General features: G+C 32.5%; 21 protein-coding genes. 7 read left to right on the top strand and 14 right to left on the bottom strand.

All coding sequences use genetic code 11. The features are described 5' to 3' along the window. Window positions 1–41: 41 nt before the first annotated feature. Complete coding sequence (rpsA, locus tag ACWA1B_RS14515) at window positions 42–1817, top strand: 30S ribosomal protein S1 (RefSeq protein ID WP_426485024.1); 1776 nt, start codon at window positions 42–44, stop codon at window positions 1815–1817. A gap of 137 nt (window positions 1818–1954) precedes the next feature. On the opposite strand, the gene ACWA1B_RS14510 is transcribed toward rpsA, so the two are convergent. Then, the gene (locus tag ACWA1B_RS14510) at window positions 1955–2485 is read right to left on the bottom strand and encodes an ExbD/TolR family protein (protein WP_456908064.1); all 531 of its coding nucleotides are present in this window, start codon (window positions 2483–2485) and stop codon (window positions 1955–1957) included. A gap of 88 nt (window positions 2486–2573) precedes the next feature. Further along, window positions 2574–3608: a S66 peptidase family protein gene (locus tag ACWA1B_RS14505; protein WP_456908062.1), complete on the bottom strand. Its 1035-nt coding sequence runs from the start codon at window positions 3606–3608 to the stop codon at window positions 2574–2576. Between the two features lie 266 nt (window positions 3609–3874). Between ACWA1B_RS14505 and ACWA1B_RS14500 the strand changes: the two genes are divergently transcribed. After that, the gene (locus tag ACWA1B_RS14500) at window positions 3875–4429 is read left to right on the top strand and encodes a fasciclin domain-containing protein (protein ID WP_456908060.1); all 555 of its coding nucleotides are present in this window, start codon (window positions 3875–3877) and stop codon (window positions 4427–4429) included. Window positions 4430–4514: 85 nt separating this feature from the next. Here the strand turns inward: ACWA1B_RS14500 and ACWA1B_RS14495 are convergent, their stop codons facing one another. The 8 genes from ACWA1B_RS14495 to ACWA1B_RS14460 form a co-directional block, all read right to left on the bottom strand. Continuing rightward, on the bottom strand, window positions 4515–5360 hold the full coding sequence (locus ACWA1B_RS14495; protein WP_456908058.1) for an EamA family transporter: 846 nt from the start codon (window positions 5358–5360) through the stop codon (window positions 4515–4517). A 49-nt stretch (window positions 5361–5409) separates the two neighbouring features. Then, window positions 5410–5553, bottom strand: a complete 144-nt coding sequence (locus tag ACWA1B_RS14490) for an SsrA-binding protein (protein WP_456908056.1) — start codon at window positions 5551–5553, stop codon at window positions 5410–5412. Between the two features lie 78 nt (window positions 5554–5631). Next, window positions 5632–7065 carry a serine hydrolase gene (locus tag ACWA1B_RS14485; RefSeq protein WP_456908054.1) on the bottom strand — a complete coding sequence of 478 codons (1434 nt, stop codon included), beginning with the start codon at window positions 7063–7065 and terminating at the stop codon, window positions 5632–5634. A gap of 76 nt (window positions 7066–7141) precedes the next feature. Further along, a complete protein-coding gene (locus tag ACWA1B_RS14480) occupies window positions 7142–9016 on the bottom strand; it encodes a M56 family metallopeptidase (RefSeq protein WP_456908052.1) in 1875 nt (624 codons plus the stop codon). Window positions 9017–9021: 5 nt separating this feature from the next. After that, window positions 9022–9390, bottom strand: coding sequence for a BlaI/MecI/CopY family transcriptional regulator (locus ACWA1B_RS14475; RefSeq protein ID WP_132990905.1), 369 nt, complete (start codon window positions 9388–9390; stop codon window positions 9022–9024). 39 nt (window positions 9391–9429) lie between these two features. Further along, window positions 9430–11052 carry a M56 family metallopeptidase gene (locus ACWA1B_RS14470; RefSeq protein ID WP_456908050.1) on the bottom strand — a complete coding sequence of 541 codons (1623 nt, stop codon included), beginning with the start codon at window positions 11050–11052 and terminating at the stop codon, window positions 9430–9432. Window positions 11053–11058: 6 nt separating this feature from the next. Continuing rightward, on the bottom strand, window positions 11059–11427 hold the full coding sequence (locus tag ACWA1B_RS14465) for a BlaI/MecI/CopY family transcriptional regulator (RefSeq protein WP_456908048.1): 369 nt from the start codon (window positions 11425–11427) through the stop codon (window positions 11059–11061). 165 nt (window positions 11428–11592) lie between these two features. Then, window positions 11593–12810 carry an MDR family MFS transporter gene (locus ACWA1B_RS14460; RefSeq protein ID WP_456908046.1) on the bottom strand — a complete coding sequence of 406 codons (1218 nt, stop codon included), beginning with the start codon at window positions 12808–12810 and terminating at the stop codon, window positions 11593–11595. A gap of 99 nt (window positions 12811–12909) precedes the next feature. Between ACWA1B_RS14460 and ACWA1B_RS14455 the strand changes: the two genes are divergently transcribed. The 5 genes from ACWA1B_RS14455 (at window position 12910) to ACWA1B_RS14435 (ending at window position 16724) form a co-directional block, all read left to right on the top strand. Then, window positions 12910–13509: a DUF1684 domain-containing protein gene (locus ACWA1B_RS14455; RefSeq protein ID WP_456908044.1), complete on the top strand. Its 600-nt coding sequence runs from the start codon at window positions 12910–12912 to the stop codon at window positions 13507–13509. Further along, the gene (locus ACWA1B_RS14450) at window positions 13509–14156 is read left to right on the top strand and encodes a TatD family hydrolase (protein WP_456908042.1); all 648 of its coding nucleotides are present in this window, start codon (window positions 13509–13511) and stop codon (window positions 14154–14156) included. Before ACWA1B_RS14455 ends, ACWA1B_RS14450 begins: the two co-directional genes overlap by 1 nt. Window positions 14157–14295: 139 nt before the next feature. Continuing rightward, window positions 14296–15018, top strand: coding sequence for a tRNA threonylcarbamoyladenosine dehydratase (locus tag ACWA1B_RS14445; protein ID WP_456908040.1), 723 nt, complete (start codon window positions 14296–14298; stop codon window positions 15016–15018). Between the two features lie 130 nt (window positions 15019–15148). Continuing rightward, a complete protein-coding gene (locus ACWA1B_RS14440; RefSeq protein WP_456908038.1) occupies window positions 15149–15811 on the top strand; it encodes an HAD family hydrolase in 663 nt (220 codons plus the stop codon). Between the two features lie 70 nt (window positions 15812–15881). After that, window positions 15882–16724, top strand: coding sequence for a DUF2911 domain-containing protein (locus ACWA1B_RS14435; protein WP_456908036.1), 843 nt, complete (start codon window positions 15882–15884; stop codon window positions 16722–16724). A 203-nt stretch (window positions 16725–16927) separates the two neighbouring features. Here ACWA1B_RS14435 and ACWA1B_RS14430 read toward each other — a convergent pair whose 3' ends face one another. The 4 genes from ACWA1B_RS14430 to ACWA1B_RS14415 form a co-directional block, all read right to left on the bottom strand. After that, on the bottom strand, window positions 16928–17557 hold the full coding sequence (locus tag ACWA1B_RS14430) for an MCP four helix bundle domain-containing protein (RefSeq protein ID WP_456908034.1): 630 nt from the start codon (window positions 17555–17557) through the stop codon (window positions 16928–16930). 33 nt (window positions 17558–17590) lie between these two features. Further along, window positions 17591–18193 (bottom strand): hypothetical protein, encoded by a 603-nt coding sequence (locus tag ACWA1B_RS14425; protein WP_456908032.1) that lies wholly within the window; start codon window positions 18191–18193, stop codon window positions 17591–17593. A gap of 248 nt (window positions 18194–18441) precedes the next feature. Further along, entirely contained in the window at window positions 18442–20178 is a 1737-nt protein-coding gene (locus ACWA1B_RS14420) for a sodium:solute symporter family protein (protein ID WP_456908030.1), read from the bottom strand. Between the two features lie 123 nt (window positions 20179–20301). Beyond that, window positions 20302–22833, bottom strand: coding sequence for a PIG-L family deacetylase (locus ACWA1B_RS14415; RefSeq protein WP_456908028.1), 2532 nt, complete (start codon window positions 22831–22833; stop codon window positions 20302–20304). Window positions 22834–22916: the final 83 nt, after the last annotated feature.

Raw genomic sequence — 22916 nt, 5'->3', positions numbered from 1 at the left:
GGAGAAACTCGAGAAAAACAGAATACAAATTTTTTATCAGCATGTCTGAACAATTAAAATCACAAGAAGAGTTTTTAGCAAATTTTAACTGGCATAACTTCCAAGAAGGAATTGATGCAGTAGATGAGAAAAACTTACAAGAGTTTGAAGAACTAGTATCTAAAACTTTCATCGCTACAGATCAAGAAGAAGTAGTTGAAGGAGTTGTTGTTAGAATTACAGATAGAGACGTTATCGTTGATATCAATGCTAAATCTGAAGGTGTTATTTCTTTAAATGAATTCCGTTACAACCCAAACTTAAAAGTAGGTGACAAAGTAGAAGTATTAATCGACATCCGTGAGGACAAAACAGGTCAATTAGTATTATCTCACAGAAAAGCACGTACTATCAAATCTTGGGATAGAGTTATTGCAGCTAATGAAACTGGAGAAATCGTTAACGGTTTTGTTAAATGTAGAACTAAAGGAGGTATGATCGTTGACGTATTCGGTATCGAGGCGTTCTTACCAGGATCTCAAATTGACGTTAAGCCAATTAGAGACTACGATGTATATGTAAACAAAATGATGGAATTCAAAGTGGTAAAAATCAACCACGAATTCAAAAACGTTGTTGTATCTCATAAAGCGCTTATCGAGGCTGATATTGAAGTACAGAAAAAAGAAATCATCGGTCAATTACAAAAAGGACAAGTATTAGAAGGTGTTGTTAAAAACATTACTTCTTATGGTGTGTTCATTGACTTAGGTGGTGTTGACGGATTAATTCACATTACTGACCTTTCTTGGAGTAGAATCAACCACCCAAGTGAAGTTCTTGAATTAGACCAAAAATTAAACGTTGTAATCCTTGATTTCGATGATGAGAAAACAAGAATTCAATTAGGATTGAAACAATTAAACGCTCACCCATGGGATGCTTTAGATGCTAATTTAACTATTGGTGATAAAGTTAAAGGTAAAGTAGTTGTAATCGCTGATTACGGTGCATTTATCGAAGTTGCTGAAGGTGTTGAAGGTTTAATCCACGTTTCTGAAATGTCATGGTCAACTCACTTACGTTCTGCTCAGGACTTCGTGAAAGTTGGAGATGTTGTTGAAGCAGTTATCTTAACTTTAGATAGAGATGACCGAAAAATGTCATTAGGTATCAAACAATTGACTCAAGATCCATGGACAGACATTACTTCTAAATACCCAGTAGGTTCTAAACATACAGGTATCGTTAGAAACTTTACAAACTTTGGTATTTTCGTAGAATTAGAAGAAGGAATTGATGGATTAATCTACATTTCTGATCTTTCTTGGACTAAGAAAATCAAACACCCATCTGAATTTGTAAATGTTGGTGAAAAACTTGATGTTGTAGTATTAGAATTAGATGTTGAAGGACGTAAATTATCTTTAGGTCACAAACAAACTACTGCTAATCCTTGGGATCAATACGAAGATTCTTTCGCTGTAGGAACTATCCACAATGGTGAGATTTCTGAAATCGTTGACAAAGGAGCTACTGTAGAATTCGGAGATGATATCGTTGCTTTCATTCCTACTCGTCACCTTGAAAAAGAAGACGGAAAGAAATTGAAAAAAGGTGATACAGCTGATTTCAAAGTAATCGAATTCAACAAAGAATTCAAAAGAGTAGTTGCTTCTCACACTGCTATCTTCCGTGAAGAAGAAGAGAAAAACGTGAAAGCTGCTGCTGAAACTACTGCATCTGCATCTACAAACGCACCAGCTGCGACTTTAGGTGACAACAATGATGTATTAGCTGCTTTAAAAGCTAAAATGGAAAAAACTGAGAAAAAATAATTCTTAGTTTCCTCTAAATAGAAAGTCCCACAGCAATGTGGGACTTTTTTTGTGCGTTTTTTTTCAGGTTTTCTTTGTTTCAAGTTTCAAGTTTGTCAGTTCAAGCGGAGTCGAGAACTTTATGAAAATGATTTCTGTTATTTTGAAGCGAGTAATTTTAATTCTTCTGGAGTGTAATAATCAACTACTGAATAAGAAGTTATTCCTGTTATTTTCATTTCGTCTGAAATATCAATTAAGTTGCCATAATTTGAATTTTTGCTTGGCTTAATAATTACTGTAACTCCTCGTCCAGGTTTTCCCAAAGCGGCAGAATATTCCAAAACTTCTTTGTTTCTTTTTAATAATTCTTTTCTAATTCCGCTTTTACCATATTGGACTTCCTTAGGTGCGTCAATAGGAACAAACAATAATCCGGTGTAAGTAATGATTTTATTTTTATCATCTAAAAGTAGTGTCATGGTTCGACTTTCATCTGGCATATTGCAAACTCTAGGATAATCTTCATCAATACAATCAGGTCTGCCATAGTTCATAGCTTTCGGTTTCGATAATTCCCCAACAACCATAAAAAATATAATTAGCAAAAAAGACACGCTGACCATTGCGGTTAAATCAACTCTTGAATTTAGCTTTTTACTTCGTACTTTTTTTGGTAGATTTTGCATATGAATCCTATTTTGATTTTAAAGTTAATCAAAATTTTATTCAGAAAATCAATCTAGTTTAAATTAAAAATGTTTTTTAAAGGCTTATTTATTTGTACGAAATAATTACGGATGTTGCATTCGATTCTAATTTGACCTTTTTACCAAAAGTCATCGCATGATTGTTTCGGATGTGTCCTGCTGGAAAATCGAAAATTACGGGGTAATCGTACTCTTTTACAGCATTTAAAATGATCTCACGATGTGTTCCTCCAAACAAAATATTTTCTTCGGTTTTATAATCAAAATCTCCAACAATAATACCCTTTAAATCTTTTAAAAAGCCATTTCTTTTGAGCGTGTACATCATTCTGTCTACTCGGTATAAATCTTCACCAACATCTTCGATAAATAAAATTTTCCCTTTTGGGTCAATATCAGAATTACTGCCCAACATCGACATAACAATTGATAGATTACCACCTATAAGAACTCCCTTGCTCGTGCCTAATTTATTAAGAGGATTAGTTGGTATCTCATAACTTACATCCTCACCAAATAAAGATTTATAAAGCGTTTCTTTAGCTTCAGTTGTTGCTCTTCTCATTCCTCCAGGCATCGTAGCATGAATAGAAGCAAATCCTAATCTGTGAACTTGTTCATGAAGCGTAGTAATATCTGAATAACCAATAATCCATTTTGGGTTTTTCTTAAAAGCTGAAAAATTCAATTGATCAACAATTCTAACTGTTCCGTATCCGCCTCTGGCGCACCAGATTGCTTTTATGTTTTTATCGTCTAAAGCTTCCTGCAAATCATTTTGTCTTTCAAGGTCTGTTCCAGCAAAATGATTGTGCCTTTTGAAAAGATTTTTGCCTAATTTAACAGCAAGTCCCCAACTTTTTGCAAGTTCTATTCCCTGATCAATTTCTGTCGAATCAGTTAAGAAACCTGCTGGAGCAACAATCATTATTGAATCACCTTTTTTAAGATAAGGTGGGATTGTATATTCTTTAATTGCTTTATCTGCTTCCGAAAGATAATTTTCTTGATAATTCATTTTATAAGCTGGTGTTTTACATTGAATAAATAATAGTAAGAATAAAATAGCGAAAAGCGCTTTTGTGTGGTTATTAGTTATCATTTTGAGGTTTAAAATATAAGTGTATTTAACTTTTGCCTTTTATTTTTTAGGTGTATTTTATATAATAAATATGTTTTGAATTTAATAATAAAAGATGCAAAATCCTTCTCGATCATAAAAAAAAATAAAAATATTTTTTATGATCAACAGGCTGTTTTACAGTGTATTTTGAGAATGTTTCAGTATTTTTTTTAATTATTTTGATTTTTCGCAAAACCAAAACAAATATATCGTCGTAAATGAGCTTATAACTTAAAATATTAATTATGAAAACTAGACAATTTTTAGCCACAGCAATTTTAGCATTAGCATTCGGACTTACATCTTTTGCTCAAAAAACAGTAATGGTAGGTGGAGCAGCAATGTATCCAAACAAGAACATTATCGAAAACGCTGTTAATTCAAAAGATCATACCACACTTGTTGCGGCAGTAAAAGCAGCAGATTTAGTTGAAACTTTAAAAGGTAAAGGACCATTTACAGTTTTTGCACCAACAAATGAAGCTTTTGATAAATTACCAAAAGGAACTGTGGAAACATTATTGAAACCTGAAAACAAAAAAGCACTTCAAAATATTTTGACGTATCATGTTGTTGCAGGTAAATGGAATGCAGCCGCTATTGCAAAAGCAATTAAAACCGGAAAAGGAAAAGCAACTATAAAAGCGGTAAATGGAGGAACATTGACAGCGTGGATGGATGGAAAAGATTTATACATTACCGATGAAAGCGGAAATAAATCTAAAGTTACAATTGCAGATGTGAATCAGTCAAACGGCGTGATTCATGTAGTTGATGCTGTTTTGTTACCGAAAAATTAATATTTTGGTCAAATCTGACTATTCAAAATTCCAAATCCCAATATAAAAGTTGGAATTTGGAATTTTAATTTTGAAATATTTCAGATCATCTTCTAGCGGTTAAAGTGCTTCCTGCAGATGCAATAACAACACACACAACAGCTAAAATCTCAGAAAATCTTAATTTTTCTTGTAAAAATATAAAGGCACAAATAGAGGCTGCTGCTGGTTCTAAACTCATTAAAATACTAAAAGTACGGGGTGGAAGTTTTCCTAAAGCTTTCATTTCTAAAGTGAATGGAATTGCGCTTGACAATAATGCAAGAGCTACTCCCATACCAAAGAATCTTGGAGTAAGATTGATAAGTCCGTTTTCGAAAATTCCAAAAGGCAAAACCAGAATTGCGGCCAATAACATTCCGGTTGATACAGCTGCACCTTCATTCATAATTTTTGATATTCTTCCTCCAAAAACTATATAGGCTGCCCATAAAGCTCCAGCAATTAAGGCAAAAAGAACACCTAAAGTATCTAAACGTTCATTTGTCCAAGGAGCGATTAATAAAATACCGATTGCGGCCAATAAAACCCAGAGATAATCAATCAGACGTTTTGATCCGATAATTGCAAGTAATAGCGGACCTATAAATTCTAAAGTAACCGCAAGTCCAATTGGGATTCTTTCGATTGCAAAATAAAAAATCAAATTCATTGCACCCAAAGAAAGTCCATACGGAATGACAACTTTCCATTGCGTTTTTGTAATTGCTTTTAAATTTGGCCTGTAAGCTAAAAGCAAAATTATTGCCGAAACTCCAATTCTTATAGATGCAGTGCCTGCCGCTCCAAGTGTTGGGAATAAAGTTTTAGCAATTGCGGCACCACATTGTACGCTAATAATTGCAAGCAAAACAGCCTGAACAGGAGGAAGGTTGATTTTTTTGTTTTTCATGAATCAAAGAGCAGAAAGCGTAAAACATTTTCTGCTTAAAAGTATTTAATTAATTGCCTAATGCTCTTTTCGTAACATAGGCACGGTATCCGATAATTGCCATTTGCCATTTTTTGGCTTTTGAAATATCTAGTCCTTGTTTCGTAAAACTAGGTAGAAGCATTTTGTTTAATTTGGCTAGAAATTTATACATAGTAGGTTTGTTTCTTCAAAGATATAAAAAAAGACTTTGCTTTAAAGCAAAGTCTTTTGAGCTATAAAACTTTAAAGTTTAAATTTTTAGAATAAGATTTTGATCTCCTTCTGTTTCTTTATTAATGGCATTTTTTGGCGCTTGTATCCAGCCACTTTTGTTGATTACAAACTTAAATAAATGTGTTTTGTTTTTCTCCAACTGAGATATAGGAACAATTAGTTCAAATGTATTTTTGTTTTTTTGAATCATTTGAAAATTTTTATCATTAGGATTCCAATTGTCAAATGAGCCTGCAATTGACACACTTTTTACTAGGTCGACATTTAAATCTTTATCGTGTGTATAACTAAAAACAACATTATCATCGATTATTTTGTATCCGTAAATTCCAGTTTGATTTTTGTATTCATTCAATAAATCATTTGAAAGACTTACAATGGCTTCGCCTAAAGCGTTTGCTGTATTTTCATCGCTTATATTTACAATGATTGAAAGTCCTAATTGTCGTTCTGGATAAACAACAACAATATTTTGAGTTCCAAAAGCGCCGCCGTGTTTCCAGCAGTTTTTTCCATTGTCGTCAACTTCAATATGATCCCAAAAATAGCCGTTCCAGATTGTAGGACTATTTAAGAGATTTCGCTGTGATTCTTGAACAATTTTATTTTTTGTATTTAATTCATAAGCAATGAATTTAGTTAAATCACCTAAAGTAGATTTTAAGCGTCCGGCAGCTCCCCAAAGATTATCTGAAATCCGAGGCATTAAAGTACCTTTTAGATTGTAACCATTTGCAATAACAACATTTGGATTTAAATTTATTCCGGTTGATGTCATTTTTAGCTTTGAAAGAATGTGTTCATTTAGAAGTGTTTCGTAACTTTTATGATAAACATTTTCTAAAATATGAGCTGTAAGGTTTAAGCTTCCGTTGCTGTATTTGAATTTAGTCCCAGGCAAAGTATCTAATTGAATTGTTTTTAAATCTTCAAAGAATTTTTCCCGATTATAGGATTCATCTAATCTTTTGAAGGCCAGATAACTACTGTCGTTTCGGTTTTTTCGTAATTCTGCAGTGTCTGGAAGATCTTTGTTGAAGCCAGTTTTAAAAGAAACCAAATCCTTAATGCTAATTGGTGTTCCGTGATATTCCAAATTAGGATAGGAGCCAGTAATGTATTTTCGGATATCATCATTTGGATTAAGTTTTCCTTCTAAAATTGCTTGAGCGGCAAGCAAGCCTGTAAACAATTTAGTTATTGAGGCAACTTCAAAAACTGTATTATTATTGGCGATATTTTCTTTTCCTTTGTCAATTTCTCCATAATGACGAGTGTAGGTTGCGCCATTTTTTACAACTCCCATCGAAATAGAATTTGCTTTTGATTTTTGCATTAAAACTGAAGCCGCTTTGTCCATTGCTGTAAAGATGTTTTTTTCAGCGTTTTTTTGTTGCGCGAAAATTGATAGTGAAAAGTGTAAAAACAGGACTAAATAATATTTTTTCATTTTACGGTTTTAAAATTAAATATTAATAGAAAAACCAGTGTTTTTGCACTGGTTTTTACATTGTTATTTGAAAATATTAAGCTTTCTTATCTGCTTTCTCTGCTGCTCTTCGGTCTCTTTCTTGCATCTTCATATCTTTAGCATGCTGTTTCATTTGTTTTGCATGTTCTTTCATGTCTTTTTCATGCTGCTTCATGTCAAGCTCGTATCGTCTCATGTCTAACTCATATTGCTTCATGTTGTTTTCGTAATCTGAGTCATTGCCAAATTTCATTTTCATGTCGATATTAAATTTGTCCATGTTCATATTGAATTTCTGCATAGCAATTTCATATTGTTCCATTTGTTTTTCAAAAATGGCTTCACGTTTAGACATGATTTCTTCTACTGCGTCGCCATATGCAGACATAGCATCAATGTTAGGTTGAAATTTTTCCATCTTTTTCTCAAACTCAGCCATATCTTTTTCAAACTGAGCCATCGCAACTTTATCTTTTGGATCTCTTGGTGCTCTAGGCGGTTTAGGCATTTTTGACATGTCAATTGCTGGAGCTGGAGGCAATGCTCCTGCTGGGAATACTGGTGGTGTTGGAGGAACAGGAGCAACCATTCCTGGAGAGCTTGGTGGAGCAGGTGCATCTGGAGCTTCGGGAGCATCATCTGAATTCTTAAAATCTGTTATAACTACATTTTCAGTTTTAACCATTGTTGGAGCTTCAGGGCTTTCTTCAGTAGTTAAAGTGACGTTTTTAGCACCATTATCATTAGTGTTTAATACAATACTGCAATCTTTTATTGCTTTTGTGCTGTTTACTTCTATAATTTGTTTTTTGCCGTTTTCTTTAACAATTTGAATTTTGATGCTTGTAATTTCGTTGTTGCTGTTTCTTTTTAAATCAGAAATTACTACATCAATATTGTGTTCTGTTTTTAGTTTTGCTGTCAAATCTTTTAATTCCTGATCTGTAGTCGATTTAGTAATTTTAAAAACTTGAGTATCCTCATTTTTTGTTACAGCAGTTTTTTCTGCCAAAGCCTTTTTTTCCTGAGCAATCGTTTTTATTTGGAATAAAAATACAAAAGCTGCGAGGGCCGGAATTACAGTGTAATATTTCCAGTAATTCCATTTTTTTGATTGATTTTTGTTTAACATGACAATTCGTTTTTTGATTAATGATTGATAAAAATGATTGGTGATTGCAACACAAGTTTCATGTGTTGTTATTTTTAAAAGCGTGTATTGATACGCTTTTTTGTCTGATAATTTTTTTGAAGCTTCGTTATCTGCAATAAATTCTAAATTTTGCAAAATTGCTTTTTTGTAAAGCCAGATAATTGGATTGAACCAAAAAAGAATACAAAAAATCCTAGAAATTATTACATCAATAGTATGATATTGATCGCTGTGGACTTTTTCATGCTCTAAAATACTTTGTAATTCTGCTTCAGTGTACAATGATGAGTTGTACACGATGTAATCGAAATAAGAAAAAGGAGCGATATTTTCTGTAACATCAACAAATTTGAAATCTTCCTGCTGTTTTACTTTTTTTCCTTTTAAAACCGAATTTAAGCTATAAAAATCAATAGCAAATTTTACCATAAAAGCAGCAAATCCGATTGCATAAATAGCAAGTGAAACCAGAATCCAGTTTATTTCGAAAGGCTCTTCTTCAACAATTGGCAACTGATTATATGTTGAAACATAATTATGACTAACAGAAGCAGTTGCAGTTTGAACAACAGGTGAATAAAGTATAGGAGCGGGATCAACCCAAACTACTTTAGTATAAATCACAAAAGGCAAAACAACTGAAGTGATTAATCCGGCCAATAAAAAATATCGGTTACTGGTAAAAAAAGTCTCTTTACGTAGTAAAAAATAATAGGCAAAATAAAACAATGCTATTAAGCTACCAGATTTGATGATAAAGGTGAAAAGTGCTTCCATAACGATTATTTTTCTTCTTTTGGATTTTCAATCATTGCTAAGATTTCGCGTAATTCGTTTGCCGAAATTTTTTCTTCTTTGGCAAAAAATGAAACCATACTTTTATATGAACTGTTGAAATAATTATCAATTGCGGTGCTCATAAAACCTTTTCGGTACTCTTCGATACTCACAATCGGATAATATTGATGCGTATTCCCAAAAGCGTTATGACTCACATATCCTTTTTCTTCAAGATTGCGCACAATAGTCGAAAGCGTGTTATAATGCGGTTGTTCTTCAGTGATTTCAGCCTGAATTTCCTTTACGAAAGCTTTTTTAAGCTTCCATAAAATGTGCATTATTTCTTCTTCTTTGTTGGTTAGTTTTTGCATTATTTTGGTTTTGGCTGTTAATTAATGGGTTAAATGTGTTTATTTTTTTGTTTCTATAATAACGACACCGTCTTTTGCTTCTTCTCCGTATTTTTTTATGGCATCTTTTCCAGTAAATACTTTTACAGTTTCCATCTTTAATTTATTCATATCATCAATAGTAACTATATTTTTTGTTATAACTCCATCAACAATTACTAATGGTGGTAAATTATTAGAAACATTTGTGCCATTTCTTAAAATCATAATACTGCTATTTGACTTGCCGTCACTATTTGTGCTTACGCTGACAGATGTATTAGCGTTAACATTTACATTTACATTATCGCTAGTATTTGTGCTACTACTTGTAGTAACGCTTGTATGAGTATTATCAGTAGTTTTAACATCACAGTTTATTTTAGAATTTTGAACATTTTTTACTTCAATTTTTCTTTCTTTATTGACAACTTTTATTTGATTTTCTGCATTTTCAGAAGCAAAATCAATTTTTATAGATCCGTCATCTTCTGTTGTAACAATAATTTGGCAATCTTTAATAGCTTTGCTTCCGTTAACCATAAAAGTTTGATTTTGTTCAGCGCCTTTTTTTACTGCAACTCTAATAGCAGTGATTTCGTTGTTTGAGTTTCTTTCAACATCAGAAATAGAAGCTACAACATCATATTTCTTCTTTAAATTTTCCGCAATTTCTTTTAATTCCTGATCTGTAGATGTTTTTGTGATTTTATAATTGTCTACAGATTTGCTTTCCTTTAGAACTTCTTTTTTGCTGGTTTGCTGTCTTTCTTTTGCAATTACTTCGACTTGAAATAACAAAACAAAAGCGGCAAGTGCTGGAATTACGACATAGTATTTCCAAGAATTCCTTTTTTTTGATTGATTCTTGTTTAACATAACAATTCGTTTTTTGATTAATGATTGATAAAAATGATTGGTGATTGCAATACAGCTTTCGTGAGTAGTGATTTTCAAAAGTGTGTATTGATAGGCTCTTTTATCTGATAATTTTTTTGAAGCTTCCTTGTCAGCAATAAATTCCAGATTTTGAGCGATTGCTTTTTTGTAAAGCCAGATAACTGGATTAAACCAAAACAGCAGACAAAAAATGCGGGCTATCAAAATATCTGCAGTATGATTTTGATCGCTATGCACTTTTTCGTGCTCGATAATATTCTCTAATTCTGATGAAGTGTACATTGATGAGTTGTAGACTATATATTCAAAATAGGAGAAAGGAGCAATATTTTCGTTGGTATCAATAAATTTGAAATCAGCTTGTTGTTGGATTTTCTTTCCTTTTAAAACAGATTGCAGACTATAAAAGTCTAAGGCAAATTTTATTAATAAGATTAAAAAACCGAGGCTATAAATCGTAAGAAGAACATAATTCCAATTAATTTCAAACGTTTCATTTGAAATGTTTTGAGAAAGTGGCGCTTTAATCTGACTTAGATTAAAGTTTGAAACCGGAGCAGGGTTGATTAAAATTATTTTAGAATAAACTAGAAGTGGCAATATAGCTGAAGTTCCCAGACCTGCCAGTAAAAACCATCTGTTGGTGTTGAAGAATGTTTCCTTGCGAAGTAAAAAATGATAAACACAATAAAACATTACAATTAAACCTGCTGATTTTGCAATATATATGAAAAGTGCTTCCATAAACGACTATTTTTCTTCCTTTGGATTTTCTATCATAGCCAAGATTTCGCGTAATTCTGCTGCCGAAATTTTTTCTTCTTTAGCAAAAAACGAAACCATATTTTTATAAGAACTATTGAAATAGTTGTCAATAGCGGTTTTCATATACTTTTTACTATACGCTTCTAAAGTGATTATTGGATAATATTGATGCGTATTTCCAAAAGCATTATGCGCCACAAAACCTTTTTCCTCAAGATTGCGAACAATAGTCGAAAGTGTATTGTAATGCGGTTGGTCTTCAGTAATTTCTGCCTGAATTTCTTTTACAAAAGCTTTTTTTAGCTTCCATAAAATTTGCATAATTTCTTCTTCTTTGTTGGTTAACTTTTGCATGTTTCCTAATTTTAATTCAAACATACAACTATTTTTATAGTTACACAACTATAAAACTAGTTATTTAACTATTTTTTAAGTTTGAATTACCATCTAGATGCAAAAAAATATTTCAATTTAAAGTTAATAAATTGAAAATTAATTATTTATATAGAAATTGAAATTTTAAGAAATACGTTCGCGCGTTAAAGCTTTTTTTATCCAAAAACAGCAAAGTGTAGCGATAAATCCACTACAGGCCATAAAAAGCCAGTTGATTTGATAATGAAAAACTGCTATAATTCCGAAGCCGACTTTTGAACTTATAATATGTGCTAAACTAAAACTCATTGTGTATAAAGCCATATATCGGCCTTCCTGGCCACGCGGTGCGCGGCTTAAAGCAAAGGCATTTGAAAACGGAAAAGTCAGGATTTCGCCAATCGAAATGCAAATCATACTTATTACTAGAATTCCAGCCCAGACGTTTATTAATAATAACACAAAGCTAAAAGCCATTAAAAATGATCCGGCGATTATGATTTTGATTTTAGGAAAGCCTTTTCGTTCCATAAAACCAACGGTCGGCATTTCTAAAGAAAAAATTAGAAGTCCGTTTAAGGTCATTAATAGTCCTGTATGAAATTCGCTTAAACCAAACTTCTCATTATGATATAAAGGAAGAGTAGTAAAAAGCTGAAAGAAAATCATTGCCGTAATAAAGCTCACAAATAAGAAAACCCAAAATATTTTATCATGAAAAACCGATTTAATATCTGCAACACTTTCTGTTTTATCATGATGTTCCGCTTTTTTCTTTTCCTTAACTAATAAGGCAAAAATTGAAATCGAAATAATACAAGATGCTCCGTCAACCCAAAAAAGGCCGGAATATCCCATTCCCATAATAATCAAGCCACCAAGAGCCGGTCCTGCCGCAAAACCTAAATTTACAGCCAGGCGAACAAGTGTTAAAGCTCTGGTTCTATTTTCTGGTTTTGCATAAGCCCCTAGTGATACAAACATTGCGGGCCTAAACATATCAGCAATTGTCATTAATAAAAATAATGCAATGCATAGTCCCCAAAAAGATGTAATATATTGAACGAAAAACAACGAAACTCCGCTCGTAAACAAACTAAAAATCATGATTTTGTAAAATCCAATTTTGTCTGAAAGTTTTCCGCCCACCCATGAACCAAGCATTGAACCTAAACCAAACGAAACCATAATCCATCCAACCTGATTGTAGCTAAAATGTAGATCTTCTTTTAAATATTTGGATAAAAAAGGAAGTACCATCGTACCGGCGCGATTGATAAAAGTGATGATGGCAAGTATCCAAATTTCTCTTGTAAATCCTTTGAAATTGTTGATGTAGTGATTAAAAGCGGTTTTAAGCATTATGATTTTTGTATTTGCAACAAAGTTAGGAAACTTTGTAAGTTTGAACGGTTGTCGCTTTGTTACTTTTAAACTATTTTTGCAGAAAAATTTCGAAAGATGAGAAAGTGCCTGATCCTAATTTGTTTATTGGTTTTTGGTTTTGGCTTTAGCCAAAAGAAATTTGACCGTGCTTCAGTAGAAAAATTTCAAAAACAAATTAACGCTGAATATGCTGATGCTAAAACAAGCCCGTTGATGGAAGAGGATTTAAAGACTTTTAAATCTTTAGATTTTTATCCGATTAACGCAAAGTATTTTGTTGTTGCAAAATTTGAAAAAGCAAAAAATGAGAAAGTTTTCGAAATGAAAACGACAGGAACCAGAACTCCAAAATATATAAAATACGGAACGCTGTCTTTTATTTTAGAAGGAAAATCACTTAAATTGAATGTTTATAGAAGTATTGATCTTTCGAAACAGGAACAATATAAGGATCATTTATTTTTGCCTTTTTCGGATTTAACCTGCGGAAAAGAAAGTTACATTGGCGGAAGATATATTGATTTGAAAGTTCCGAAAGGAAACACAATGGCAATCGATTTTAATCAGGCTTATAATCCGTATTGTGCTTACAATCATAAATATTCTTGTCCGCTTGTTCCTTTAGAGAACGATTTAAATATCGAAATCAAAGCGGGAGTGAAAACGTTTCATTAATGGAATTCTTTAACTTTCATACACATCAGTTTACAAATCAGTCTAATGTATTAGAATTGGTAAATCAATATCCGCAGGAATTTGATAAATCGATTCCTTTTTATTCGATTGGGATACATCCGTGGCATATCAAGGAAGACCAAATTGATTTAGAATTAAAAATTATTGAAGACAAATTAAAAGCCGAAAATTGTTTGGCAATTGGCGAATGTGGCTTAGATAAAAGAATTGAGATTCCTTTAGAACTCCAGATTTCAGTTTTTGAAAAACAATTGGCTTTGGCCGAAAAATATAAAAAACCAGTTGTAATTCATTGTGTTGCTGCTTTTCAGGAAATTACAGAAATCAAAAAGAGATTAAGAATTTCAGTACCAATGATTATTCATGGTTTTTCGAAGAATAAGCAACTTGCAGAGCAATTAATTAAAGACGGTTTTTATCTTTCATTTGGAAAATATTTATTAAAAAATCCTGATTTAAAAACTATTTTTCAGAATGTTCCAAATGAAAAATTTCTGTTGGAAACGGATACTATCGAAGAAAATATTCAACAAGTTTATGGTTTGGCATCAGAATATAAAGGATTAGATTTAAAAGAATTACAAAGTATTATTTCGAGTAATTATAGAGATATATTTGAGAAGTAAATAGTAAATAGTTTTTCAGTATGTCACCCTGAGCGAAGTCGAAGGGCGCTCCGATAGGAAACGGGCTCCGACTTCGCTCAGCCTGACAAACGCACAGTATAGAACTTAAAACTTAAAAAAAATAAACAAAAGATTATATATGGCAGAGTGGACAGAAAGAGCCGAGCTTTTATTTACAAAAGAAGGATTAGAGAATTTGCAGAATGCAAATGTATTGGTAGTTGGATTAGGCGGGGTTGGATCGTTTGCAGCTGAATTTTTAGCGAGAGCCGGAGTAGGCAGTATGACAATTGTTGACGGCGATGTGGTTGATATTACAAATATTAACAGACAATTGCCAGCTTTGCATTCTACTGTAGGTGAACCAAAAATTACGATTGTTGGTGATCGTTTGATGGATATTAATCCAGAATTGAAATTGACTCGTGTAAAAGAATTTTTATCGCCAGAACGTGCTTTTGAAATCGTTTCACCAGAGTTTGATTATGTTTTAGATTGCATTGACAGTATTACACCAAAATTAAATTTGATTATTGCTGCAAAACGAAAAAGAGTTAAAATCATAAGCAGCATGGGTGCAGGAGGAAAGATGCTGGCATCTAAAGTAAAAGTTGCAGATATTTCGAAAACAATAAACTGTTATTTTTCAAAAACAATTCGTAAGCGATTAAAAGCTGCCAAAATCAATAAATTGAAAGTCGTTTTCTCATCTGAAATTCAGAATGAAAAAAGCTTGAAACTAACTGACGGAAAAAATTTCAAAAAATCTTTCTACGGAACAAATAGCTACATGCCAGGTTTATTTGGACTTCACGCAGCAGAAACAGTAATTCGCTATTTGATTGCAAACAAAAAAGAATAAAAAAGGTACTAAGATGCTAAGTTTCTAAGGTTCTAAGATTTAAAAAAAAAACAGAACTTTAAAAGATTAGCCTCTTAAAAAAAAATCTTAGAACCTTAGTCCCTCAGAACCTTAGCACCTTTAAAAAAAAATGATTAAAACAGTAATTTTTGATATGGATGGCGTGATTGTCGATACAGAACCCGTTCATCGTTATGCCTATTACAAACAATTTTCGGAATTAAATATTGAAGTTTCAGAAGAAATGTACACTTCATTTACTGGATTTTCAACGCGAAATACTTTTCAGGCGCTGAAAGGATTTTTTCCGGTAATCGACCAAGAAGTTGAAGATTTGATTCAGAGAAAAAGAAATATTTTTAACGATGCATTTGACACAAAAGAGGATTTATTTTTGTTAGAAGGCGTTGAAGATTTGATCAAAGATTTATATGCTAACGGAATTCAGATTATTTTGGCTTCATCTGCATCAAAAGTTACGATTGAACGTGTTTTTACAAGATTCAATCTGCATCAGTATTTTTCTCACATTGTGAGTGGCGAAGATTTTCCACAGTCAAAACCAAATCCGGCAATTTTTATTCATGCAGCTTCTTTGTCAATTGCTCCAAAAGAGGAATGTATTATTATTGAAGACAGCACAAATGGTGTAAAAGCAGCAAAAGCAGCAGGGATTTATTGTGTTGGTTATAGAAGCGAGCATTCTAATTTGCAAGATCTTTCAGATGCCGATTTAGTAATTAATCATTTTAACGAATTAAACGCACAAAAAATATCACAGATAGTCGTCTGAATTAAGTTAAATTTAACATTTGTTAGCTAATTGAATTTGTAAATTTGAACAAAACAAATAAAACTCAAAAATGAAAAAAATACTTATTGCGTTTGCTATTTTATTAGCACCTTTTGCTTCTGAAGCACAAATAAGAACACCACAGGCAAGTCCAAAAGCATACATCAAACAAACTGTTGGTTTAACTGATGTTGAAGTGACATACTCACGACCAGGTGCAAGAGGAAGAGCAGTTTTTGGAAATTTAGTTCCGTTTGGAAAATTATGGAGAACAGGAGCTAACGAAAATACGGTCATTAATTTTAGTGATGATGTTGTAATTGACGGAAAAACTTTGAAAAAAGGAAAGTACTCAATTTATACAATTCCTAAAATTGAAAGCTGGGAGATTATTTTTTACTTGTCTACAGACAATTGGGGATTGCCAGAAAACTGGAGCGATGCTTATGTAGCATTAAGAACAACTGTAAAAGAAGATGCATTGCCAACTCCTGTAGAGACTTTCACGATTGGTATCAATGGTTTAGATCCAAATTTTGCTTATCTGGAAATGGCTTGGGAAAATTCTCATGTAGCACTTAAATTTGAAGTTCCAACTGCAAAAGCTGCAACTGCAAGTATAGAAAAAACTTTGGCTGGACCAACATCAAACGATTATTATGCAGCTGCTCAATATTTATTTTCATCAAATGGAAATATCGAAACTGCAAGAACTTATGTTGACAAATCTTTAGATATGGTAACAGATAAACCTTATTATATCTTGAGACTTAAATCAATTATTCAGGCAAAACAAGGAGATAAAAAAGGAGCAGTTGAAACAGCAAAAGCGTCATTAGCAGCAGCTGAAACAGCTAACAATCAAGATTACGTAAAAATGAACAAAGACAGTATCGCTGAATGGAGCAGATAAATCTTTAAGTAAATTCCAATATTTAAATTAAAATTCCGAAGCTTTATAGTTTTGGAATTTTTTTTTAACCGCAAAGAACGCAATGTTTTTTTAGCAGCACTTAATAACTGCGCAAAGTTCGCAAAGCTTTATGGAATGCCTTTTGCGAACTTTGCGTTTAAATTTGCATTTCAACCCGAAACTTTAAACTTGAAAAAAAAAAATCAATTCAAACTCGGCGGTTCAGGAATCTTGATATTTCTCTTAATTTTCTTTACTATCAAAAGATAAAAAGTAATACCGCCCAAAATGATCAGTAATGCGATTTCAAGCTGCCCCAAACTATTATTATCATTATACATAGCATTTGCACTTGCTAATTTTGCTTTCCCTTCTTTAATCTGAATTTGGGATAAAGATTCTAATGTTTTCAATGCCTGTTCGCTCGCGTAGGCGATTTTGCTCCAATTTTTATTCTCAACCTGATTGTTTATTTCCTTGCAGGAAGCCAGGAGAGCATCAAAATGCTCTTTTTCCTTATTTGTCAAAACTGTTTTAGCATACAGATCATCGATATTGTGAATAATATCAAGTGTATGAATAATTTCATCTTTTTTAATATTATCATTCAAATCAAGTTTTTCAGCTTCTGCTTTAATAAAATGAAGTTCTTTTGAATATTGAAAAATATAATGTGCTACAACCAATCGATCGTTATAAATCGCATTAATATTTTCATTTACTTTTTTAGAATTTTGAAGCGTATTGAAATTGTTCAAAATAATAATAAGCATCACAATCAGCAAAATAAATGCAGCCTTTGTTTTATTGCTATATTTTTTCAAATCTTTCATGTTGATGCGTTTTAGAAAATTACGGAATATTTTTTAAGGAATCATTCTGTTTTTCGTCAGTTCAAGACTTTTTACTGATCCTAATGCGGCAATTTTTATAGTTTTTGATCCTTTCGTAATATAAAAGTAATAAAGACTGTTGTTATTAATTAAATAAACTTGTTCAGATTCTCCGCTATTGAAATTGAGGGTATGTTTATATTTTAATTTATTGTTTTTAATTTGGCTTGACACAAAATAACCACCGGCAATTCCATAGCCAAGAAAAAAGGACGATAGCACTATTGCAAGAGATTTTATTGAAATACCATTAAAATAACTTTTCATTTCGGTTTCTGACATGCCTTCTGTCGATTCCAGTTCAAATGCTTTCTGTACAATTTTTTTTCCGCTATGTTTTGTCAAAATTTTTGGCAGAAAAGAATGAAATATAAATAAACCAAGTATTGAAATTAAAATTACAGGATGTGATGTAAATTCTGCAATTGGACTTATTAAAATGTCCATAATTGTTGAGTATTTTAAAATATTGATTCCTAGTTGATAATAGAAAAAACTTTCTTTTAATATTCCCATTATGACAAGGAAAATGTAACCGAAAGGAAGCAGTTTTTGAATATCGTCTGAAATTTTCATTCGCAGTTTTTTAGTTTGTTTATGGTGGCATTTAAACTTACTAAAATAGTATTTTTTACTTACAAATAAAGAAGATTTAAATTTGAAAATGTAGTATTTATAATTTTTAGGAACTGAATCCTGCTGTTCGCGATATTCCCGATAAATAAAAACTACGGCCAAAAAGCCTTGTTTTTCTAAATTGGGAGATGCCGCTTCCATCAGGGCTAGGGCATCCTCGTTCTAAGTAGTGTTTTTTTTATGAGATTTTATTCCAAAATCACATTATCAGCATCTGGCTTGTCTCTGAAAAACAAAAACTGCAATACTAATGATAATGCAACAGTAAGGTTTGCTCCAATGAAATTCAGCCATAAATATCCCAGTTTTTCCTGGCCACTTGGATAAATATAAATCATGAAATAATAAATAACAAAAATCGTCAATTGGCTAATAATGGCACTAATAAACATAGACTTTGCCTGAACGCGTTTTAAATAAAAACCTACAAGAAATATTCCTAAAACAGTTCCGTAAAAAATGGAACCAATAATATTTACAAGCTGAATCAAATTCTCAAATAAAGTTCCAACGCAAGCAAAAAGAATCGCTACAACTCCCCAAAACAGCGTGAAAAATTTAGTTGCCATTAAGAAATGCTTTTCTGATTTTTCACCTTTTACATTTCGTTTGTAAATATCAATTGCCGTTGTCGAAGCCAAAGCATTCAATCCAGAAGCGGTTGACGACATGGCTGCCGAAATAATAACAGCAAGTAATAAACCAATAAGTCCTTTTGGCAAATAATGTAAAATGAAATGGAAGAAAACATAATCCTTGTCATTAGTTTCACTATTACTGTCAGCTCTTGAAATAATTTCTTTTGCTTTATCGCGCAAATCTTTTTCTTTGTTGGATAAAGCAACTAATTCTTTTCTTAAAATCGGATTATCATAATCCTGATTTAATTGGTCAATATAAAGCAGATTGATTACTTTTTTATCTTCAGAAAGTTTATCTAATTTCTTCTCAAGTGTATGATATTCTTCTTTAAAAGCCGATTTTTCAATGACAATTTTATTGTTCGGATTAAAATTTAAAGGAACTGGATTGAATTGGAAGAAAACAAAAACCATAACTCCGGTTAATAGAATGAAAAATTGCATCGGAACTTTTAAAAGTCCGTTCATGATTAATCCCATCTGACTTTCCTTCACGGATTTTCCAGATAAATAACGCCCAACTTGTGATTGATCTGTACCAAAATAGGAGAGTGCAAGGAAAAATCCACCGGTAATTCCACTCCAAAAAGTATATTTTTCTTCGGGATCAAAAGAGAAATCGACAATATTCATTTTGTCGTTTGCGCCTGCAATATGCATTGCACTTGTAAAAGTCATATCGTTTGGCAAATAATGCAAAATCAGGAAAAAAGTAATAAACATACCTGAAATAATGACAAACATTTGTTGTTTCTGGGTTACGTTCACCGCTTTTGTTCCTCCGGAAAACGTATAAATAATTACCATTACACCAATTATGATATTCATTACGGTAAGATTCCAACCCAATAATGCCGACAAAATAATTGCAGGAGCATAAATTGTTAGTCCTGTTCCTAAGCCTCTTTGAACTAAAAACAGAATAGCTGCAAGAGAACGTGTTTTTACATCAAATCGTTTTTCAAGAAATTCATAAGCGGTAAAAACTTTGTTTTTATGATAAAGCGGAATAAAAGTTACACAAATGACAATCATAGCGATTGGCAATCCAAAATAGAACTGCACAAATCCCATTCCGTCATGATATGCTTGTCCTGGCGTTGACAGGAACGTAATTGCACTTGCCTGAGTTGCCATTACTGAAAGTCCAACAGTGTACCACGGAGTTTCGTTGTTTCCTAAAATGAAATCTTCAACATTCTTGCTTCCTTTGGTTTTCCATGAACCATATCCAACAATGAATAAAAGTGTAACAATAAGTACGATCCAATCAAATAGTTGCATAGGTTATGAGTATAATTGCATGATTAAGAGAAAAATAAGAATATAAATAGCATTAGCCACCAAAACGTAGGTGTAGCTTTTTTTCCATTTTTTTGTTTTTTTGGCTTCCATTTTACAAATGTATTATTGCTTTAATTCTTGTTTAGGAGCTTCAATTGGCTGTTTTAGCGAAATGATATTAGATAACAATCGGTAAGCGCCGGCTACGCCTTCTGGCAATTCTCTAAAAAAGCTTAACCCAGTGTAAATATAGTATCCTTTTCCATATGGCGCTACTAACAATGCACCATCTTTTGGAGATTCACCTTTGTCATGCGATGAAATAATAGGAGTGAAGGCAGCGTCGTATTGATCTGGGTAATACAACCCTTGTTCCTGAGTCCAGCCTTGAAAATCTTTTTCGGTGATTTTATTTGGAACATTCAAGACCGGGTGATTTGGTGCTAAAAATGTGATTTTAGCATTTTCCTCAGTTACGCGATCATTTGAAATTTTTAACGGATACGGCGCAATTTGGTCGGTAACCATTTTGCCATATGTATTGTATTGTACAATCATGTTTTTGCCATTTTTCACAAAATCAAAAAGTATTTTTTGTTTGTGTGCCAAAGCATTTACAGTATTGTAAGCGCGAATTCCGGTAATAACTGTACTAAATGAATCCAAACGTTCTGGCGTAATTTCTTCTGGTTTCAAAATCGTAACTTTATATCCCATTTGTGCTAAACTTTCTGGGACTTCGTCGCCAGCGCCCATAATATATGCAATAGCATCGCTAGAAGTTTTTAAATCAATTCTTATACATTTTGATTCAGCCGATTTTAAAACCATTTGTTTCGTAATATGACTGTAATCAATAATCGTTTCATCTTTGTCAAAACGTTTGTTGTCAGTGATTGCAACTGCTTTTGCAACAGCTTCTTCTGGATTTACAGGAGGCGTAACTTCAAAATAAAAAGTTTGTTCACTTCCTTTTTTATCTAAAGAAAACGGAATCTGTTTTGGTGAAATTACCCAACTTTTTGGCAATTCTAATTGAAGATTTCCTTTTATTCCGTCTTTTCCGGCACGAATTTTTACCGGAATCATTTTGCTTTTGGTATCTTTAAAAATCAATACTTTTTCAAGAATTGAAGTTGTAACTTCAGGCACTATGTCAAGAAAATTATACATTTCGCCTTTAACACCGTCATTGTATTTGTAAACAACAATACGCTCAAACGGAATTTCAACACCATTTATTTTTACGTTAAAAACAACTTTTACTTCTCTTATAATATCTGGGATGCCAATGTTTTCCTGATTTGAAACCGTATACATTCCAACAGTTGCTTTCTCTTTTAGCCAATAAGGTTGCGTATATTCAATAGTTTCAGGAAGCTGTAATTGAATACTCAATTTTTGATCATTGTTATTCTTCAAAATACTATTCTGAGCCGTTGTTTTATTGTCTGGCAATGTTGTTACGCTAACTAATTGCATTTCAACAGCACATCTGTTAATAGCTTCAAGGTTTAATTTAATGGTGCTTCCAGGAGTAGCTTCCTGTTCAGTGGCAACTGCTTCTAAGTATAAACCTGAGCAAGATGCTATAATGTTTTTAATTGCATTGGCTTTTAAAAGTTTCCAATGATCGTCTTCTAAAGCTTCGATCATTGTGTATGCTTTTATCAAATCAGGAATACTTGCTGACGGATTGCTGAAATCATATTTTGAAATGATTTTAGAAATTAATTCACCAATTGGTTTTCCATTTTTAACTCGGTTCCAGGAAGTATCAATTCCGTCAAATAAATTGTCTCTTTCTTTTGGAGTTTCTCCATTAATAAGCTCCAAATATTCCGTTTCTTCACCACGTGCGCCTGTACTTCCAAAACCTTGAGACTGATGACGGCTTCGGCTCAAAGCTGCGATTTCCTGATTCGATTTCCCGATTCCGGTATAATAAACTCCTGTTTCTAGTTTGGTGAATTTTGATTTATTGGCAGCATCAAATTTTTCCTGGCTTCCGTAAAACCACCATGACGGATTAAAAAATTGACGTTTTACCTGCCATGGCGTGACAAATTTTAATTGTTCTGGATATATTTTTGGATCATTTGTCAATTTATAACTTTCAACACTCAGCATTGCTGATGATGTATGATGCCCATGCGTTGTTCCTGGCGAACGATGATCAAACCTATTTATGATTACGTCTGGTTGAAATTTTCTAATGGTCCAAACTACATCGGCAAGAACTTTGTCTTTATCCCAGATTTCTAAAGTTTCACTTGGATTTTTTGAAAAACCGAAATCGTTGGCACGTGAAAAAAACTGTTCGCCACCGTCAATTTTTCGGGCTTCAATTAATTCCTGCGTTCTTATTACACCCAACAATTCACGCAATTGCGGGCCAATTAAGTTTTGACCTCCATCACCACGTGTCAAAGACAAATACCCAGTTCTTGCATTCATTTCGTTTGCCATATAAGAAATCAAACGGGTGTTTTCGTCATCAGGATGTGCGGCAACATATAAAACCGAACCTAAAAAATTTAATTTCTTGATTTGATTATAAATTTCTACAGAACTCGGTTTTTGTGGCTGTTGTGCAAAAGAAATTGAAATCCCGGTTAAAAAAAATGAAAGAATTAGTAATTGAATTTTTCGCATAGCGTGGTTTGATGTTTTTGAAAGTGCTTCAAAAATAGTAATTATATTTTTGAAGATTATTTAAATGAATTGTTAATGTTTGG

Source organism: Flavobacterium xizangense, assembly GCF_054075145.1.
The sequence above is the reverse complement of the archived record's forward strand: the minus strand, read 5'-3'. Positions and strand labels throughout refer to the sequence as shown.

Excerpts from the sequence above, each read along its gene's own strand:
- ACWA1B_RS14505 (WP_456908062.1), bottom strand. The coding sequence starts at position 3,608 with ATGATAACTAATAACCACACAAAAGCGCTTTTCGCTATTTTATTCTTA.
- ACWA1B_RS14420 (WP_456908030.1), bottom strand. The coding sequence starts at position 20,178 with ATGCAACTATTTGATTGGATCGTACTTATTGTTACACTTTTATTCATT.
- ACWA1B_RS14475 (WP_132990905.1), bottom strand. The coding sequence starts at position 9,390 with ATGCAAAAACTAACCAACAAAGAAGAAGAAATAATGCACATTTTATGG.
- ACWA1B_RS14455 (WP_456908044.1), top strand. The coding sequence starts at position 12,910 with ATGAGAAAGTGCCTGATCCTAATTTGTTTATTGGTTTTTGGTTTTGGC.
- ACWA1B_RS14435 (WP_456908036.1), top strand. The coding sequence starts at position 15,882 with ATGAAAAAAATACTTATTGCGTTTGCTATTTTATTAGCACCTTTTGCT.
- ACWA1B_RS14470 (WP_456908050.1), bottom strand. The coding sequence starts at position 11,052 with ATGGAAGCACTTTTCATATATATTGCAAAATCAGCAGGTTTAATTGTA.
- ACWA1B_RS14430 (WP_456908034.1), bottom strand. The coding sequence starts at position 17,557 with ATGAAAGATTTGAAAAAATATAGCAATAAAACAAAGGCTGCATTTATT.
- ACWA1B_RS14510 (WP_456908064.1), bottom strand. The coding sequence starts at position 2,485 with ATGCAAAATCTACCAAAAAAAGTACGAAGTAAAAAGCTAAATTCAAGA.
- ACWA1B_RS14415 (WP_456908028.1), bottom strand. The coding sequence starts at position 22,833 with ATGCGAAAAATTCAATTACTAATTCTTTCATTTTTTTTAACCGGGATT.
- ACWA1B_RS14500 (WP_456908060.1), top strand. The coding sequence starts at position 3,875 with ATGAAAACTAGACAATTTTTAGCCACAGCAATTTTAGCATTAGCATTC.
- ACWA1B_RS14460 (WP_456908046.1), bottom strand. The coding sequence starts at position 12,810 with ATGCTTAAAACCGCTTTTAATCACTACATCAACAATTTCAAAGGATTT.
- ACWA1B_RS14495 (WP_456908058.1), bottom strand. The coding sequence starts at position 5,360 with ATGAAAAACAAAAAAATCAACCTTCCTCCTGTTCAGGCTGTTTTGCTT.
- ACWA1B_RS14480 (WP_456908052.1), bottom strand. The coding sequence starts at position 9,016 with ATGGAAGCACTTTTCACCTTTATCATCAAATCTGGTAGCTTAATAGCA.
- ACWA1B_RS14490 (WP_456908056.1), bottom strand. The coding sequence starts at position 5,553 with ATGTATAAATTTCTAGCCAAATTAAACAAAATGCTTCTACCTAGTTTT.
- ACWA1B_RS14440 (WP_456908038.1), top strand. The coding sequence starts at position 15,149 with ATGATTAAAACAGTAATTTTTGATATGGATGGCGTGATTGTCGATACA.
- ACWA1B_RS14465 (WP_456908048.1), bottom strand. The coding sequence starts at position 11,427 with ATGCAAAAGTTAACCAACAAAGAAGAAGAAATTATGCAAATTTTATGG.
- ACWA1B_RS14445 (WP_456908040.1), top strand. The coding sequence starts at position 14,296 with ATGGCAGAGTGGACAGAAAGAGCCGAGCTTTTATTTACAAAAGAAGGA.
- ACWA1B_RS14450 (WP_456908042.1), top strand. The coding sequence starts at position 13,509 with ATGGAATTCTTTAACTTTCATACACATCAGTTTACAAATCAGTCTAAT.
- ACWA1B_RS14425 (WP_456908032.1), bottom strand. The coding sequence starts at position 18,193 with ATGAAAATTTCAGACGATATTCAAAAACTGCTTCCTTTCGGTTACATT.
- ACWA1B_RS14485 (WP_456908054.1), bottom strand. The coding sequence starts at position 7,065 with ATGAAAAAATATTATTTAGTCCTGTTTTTACACTTTTCACTATCAATT.
- rpsA (WP_426485024.1), top strand. The coding sequence starts at position 42 with ATGTCTGAACAATTAAAATCACAAGAAGAGTTTTTAGCAAATTTTAAC.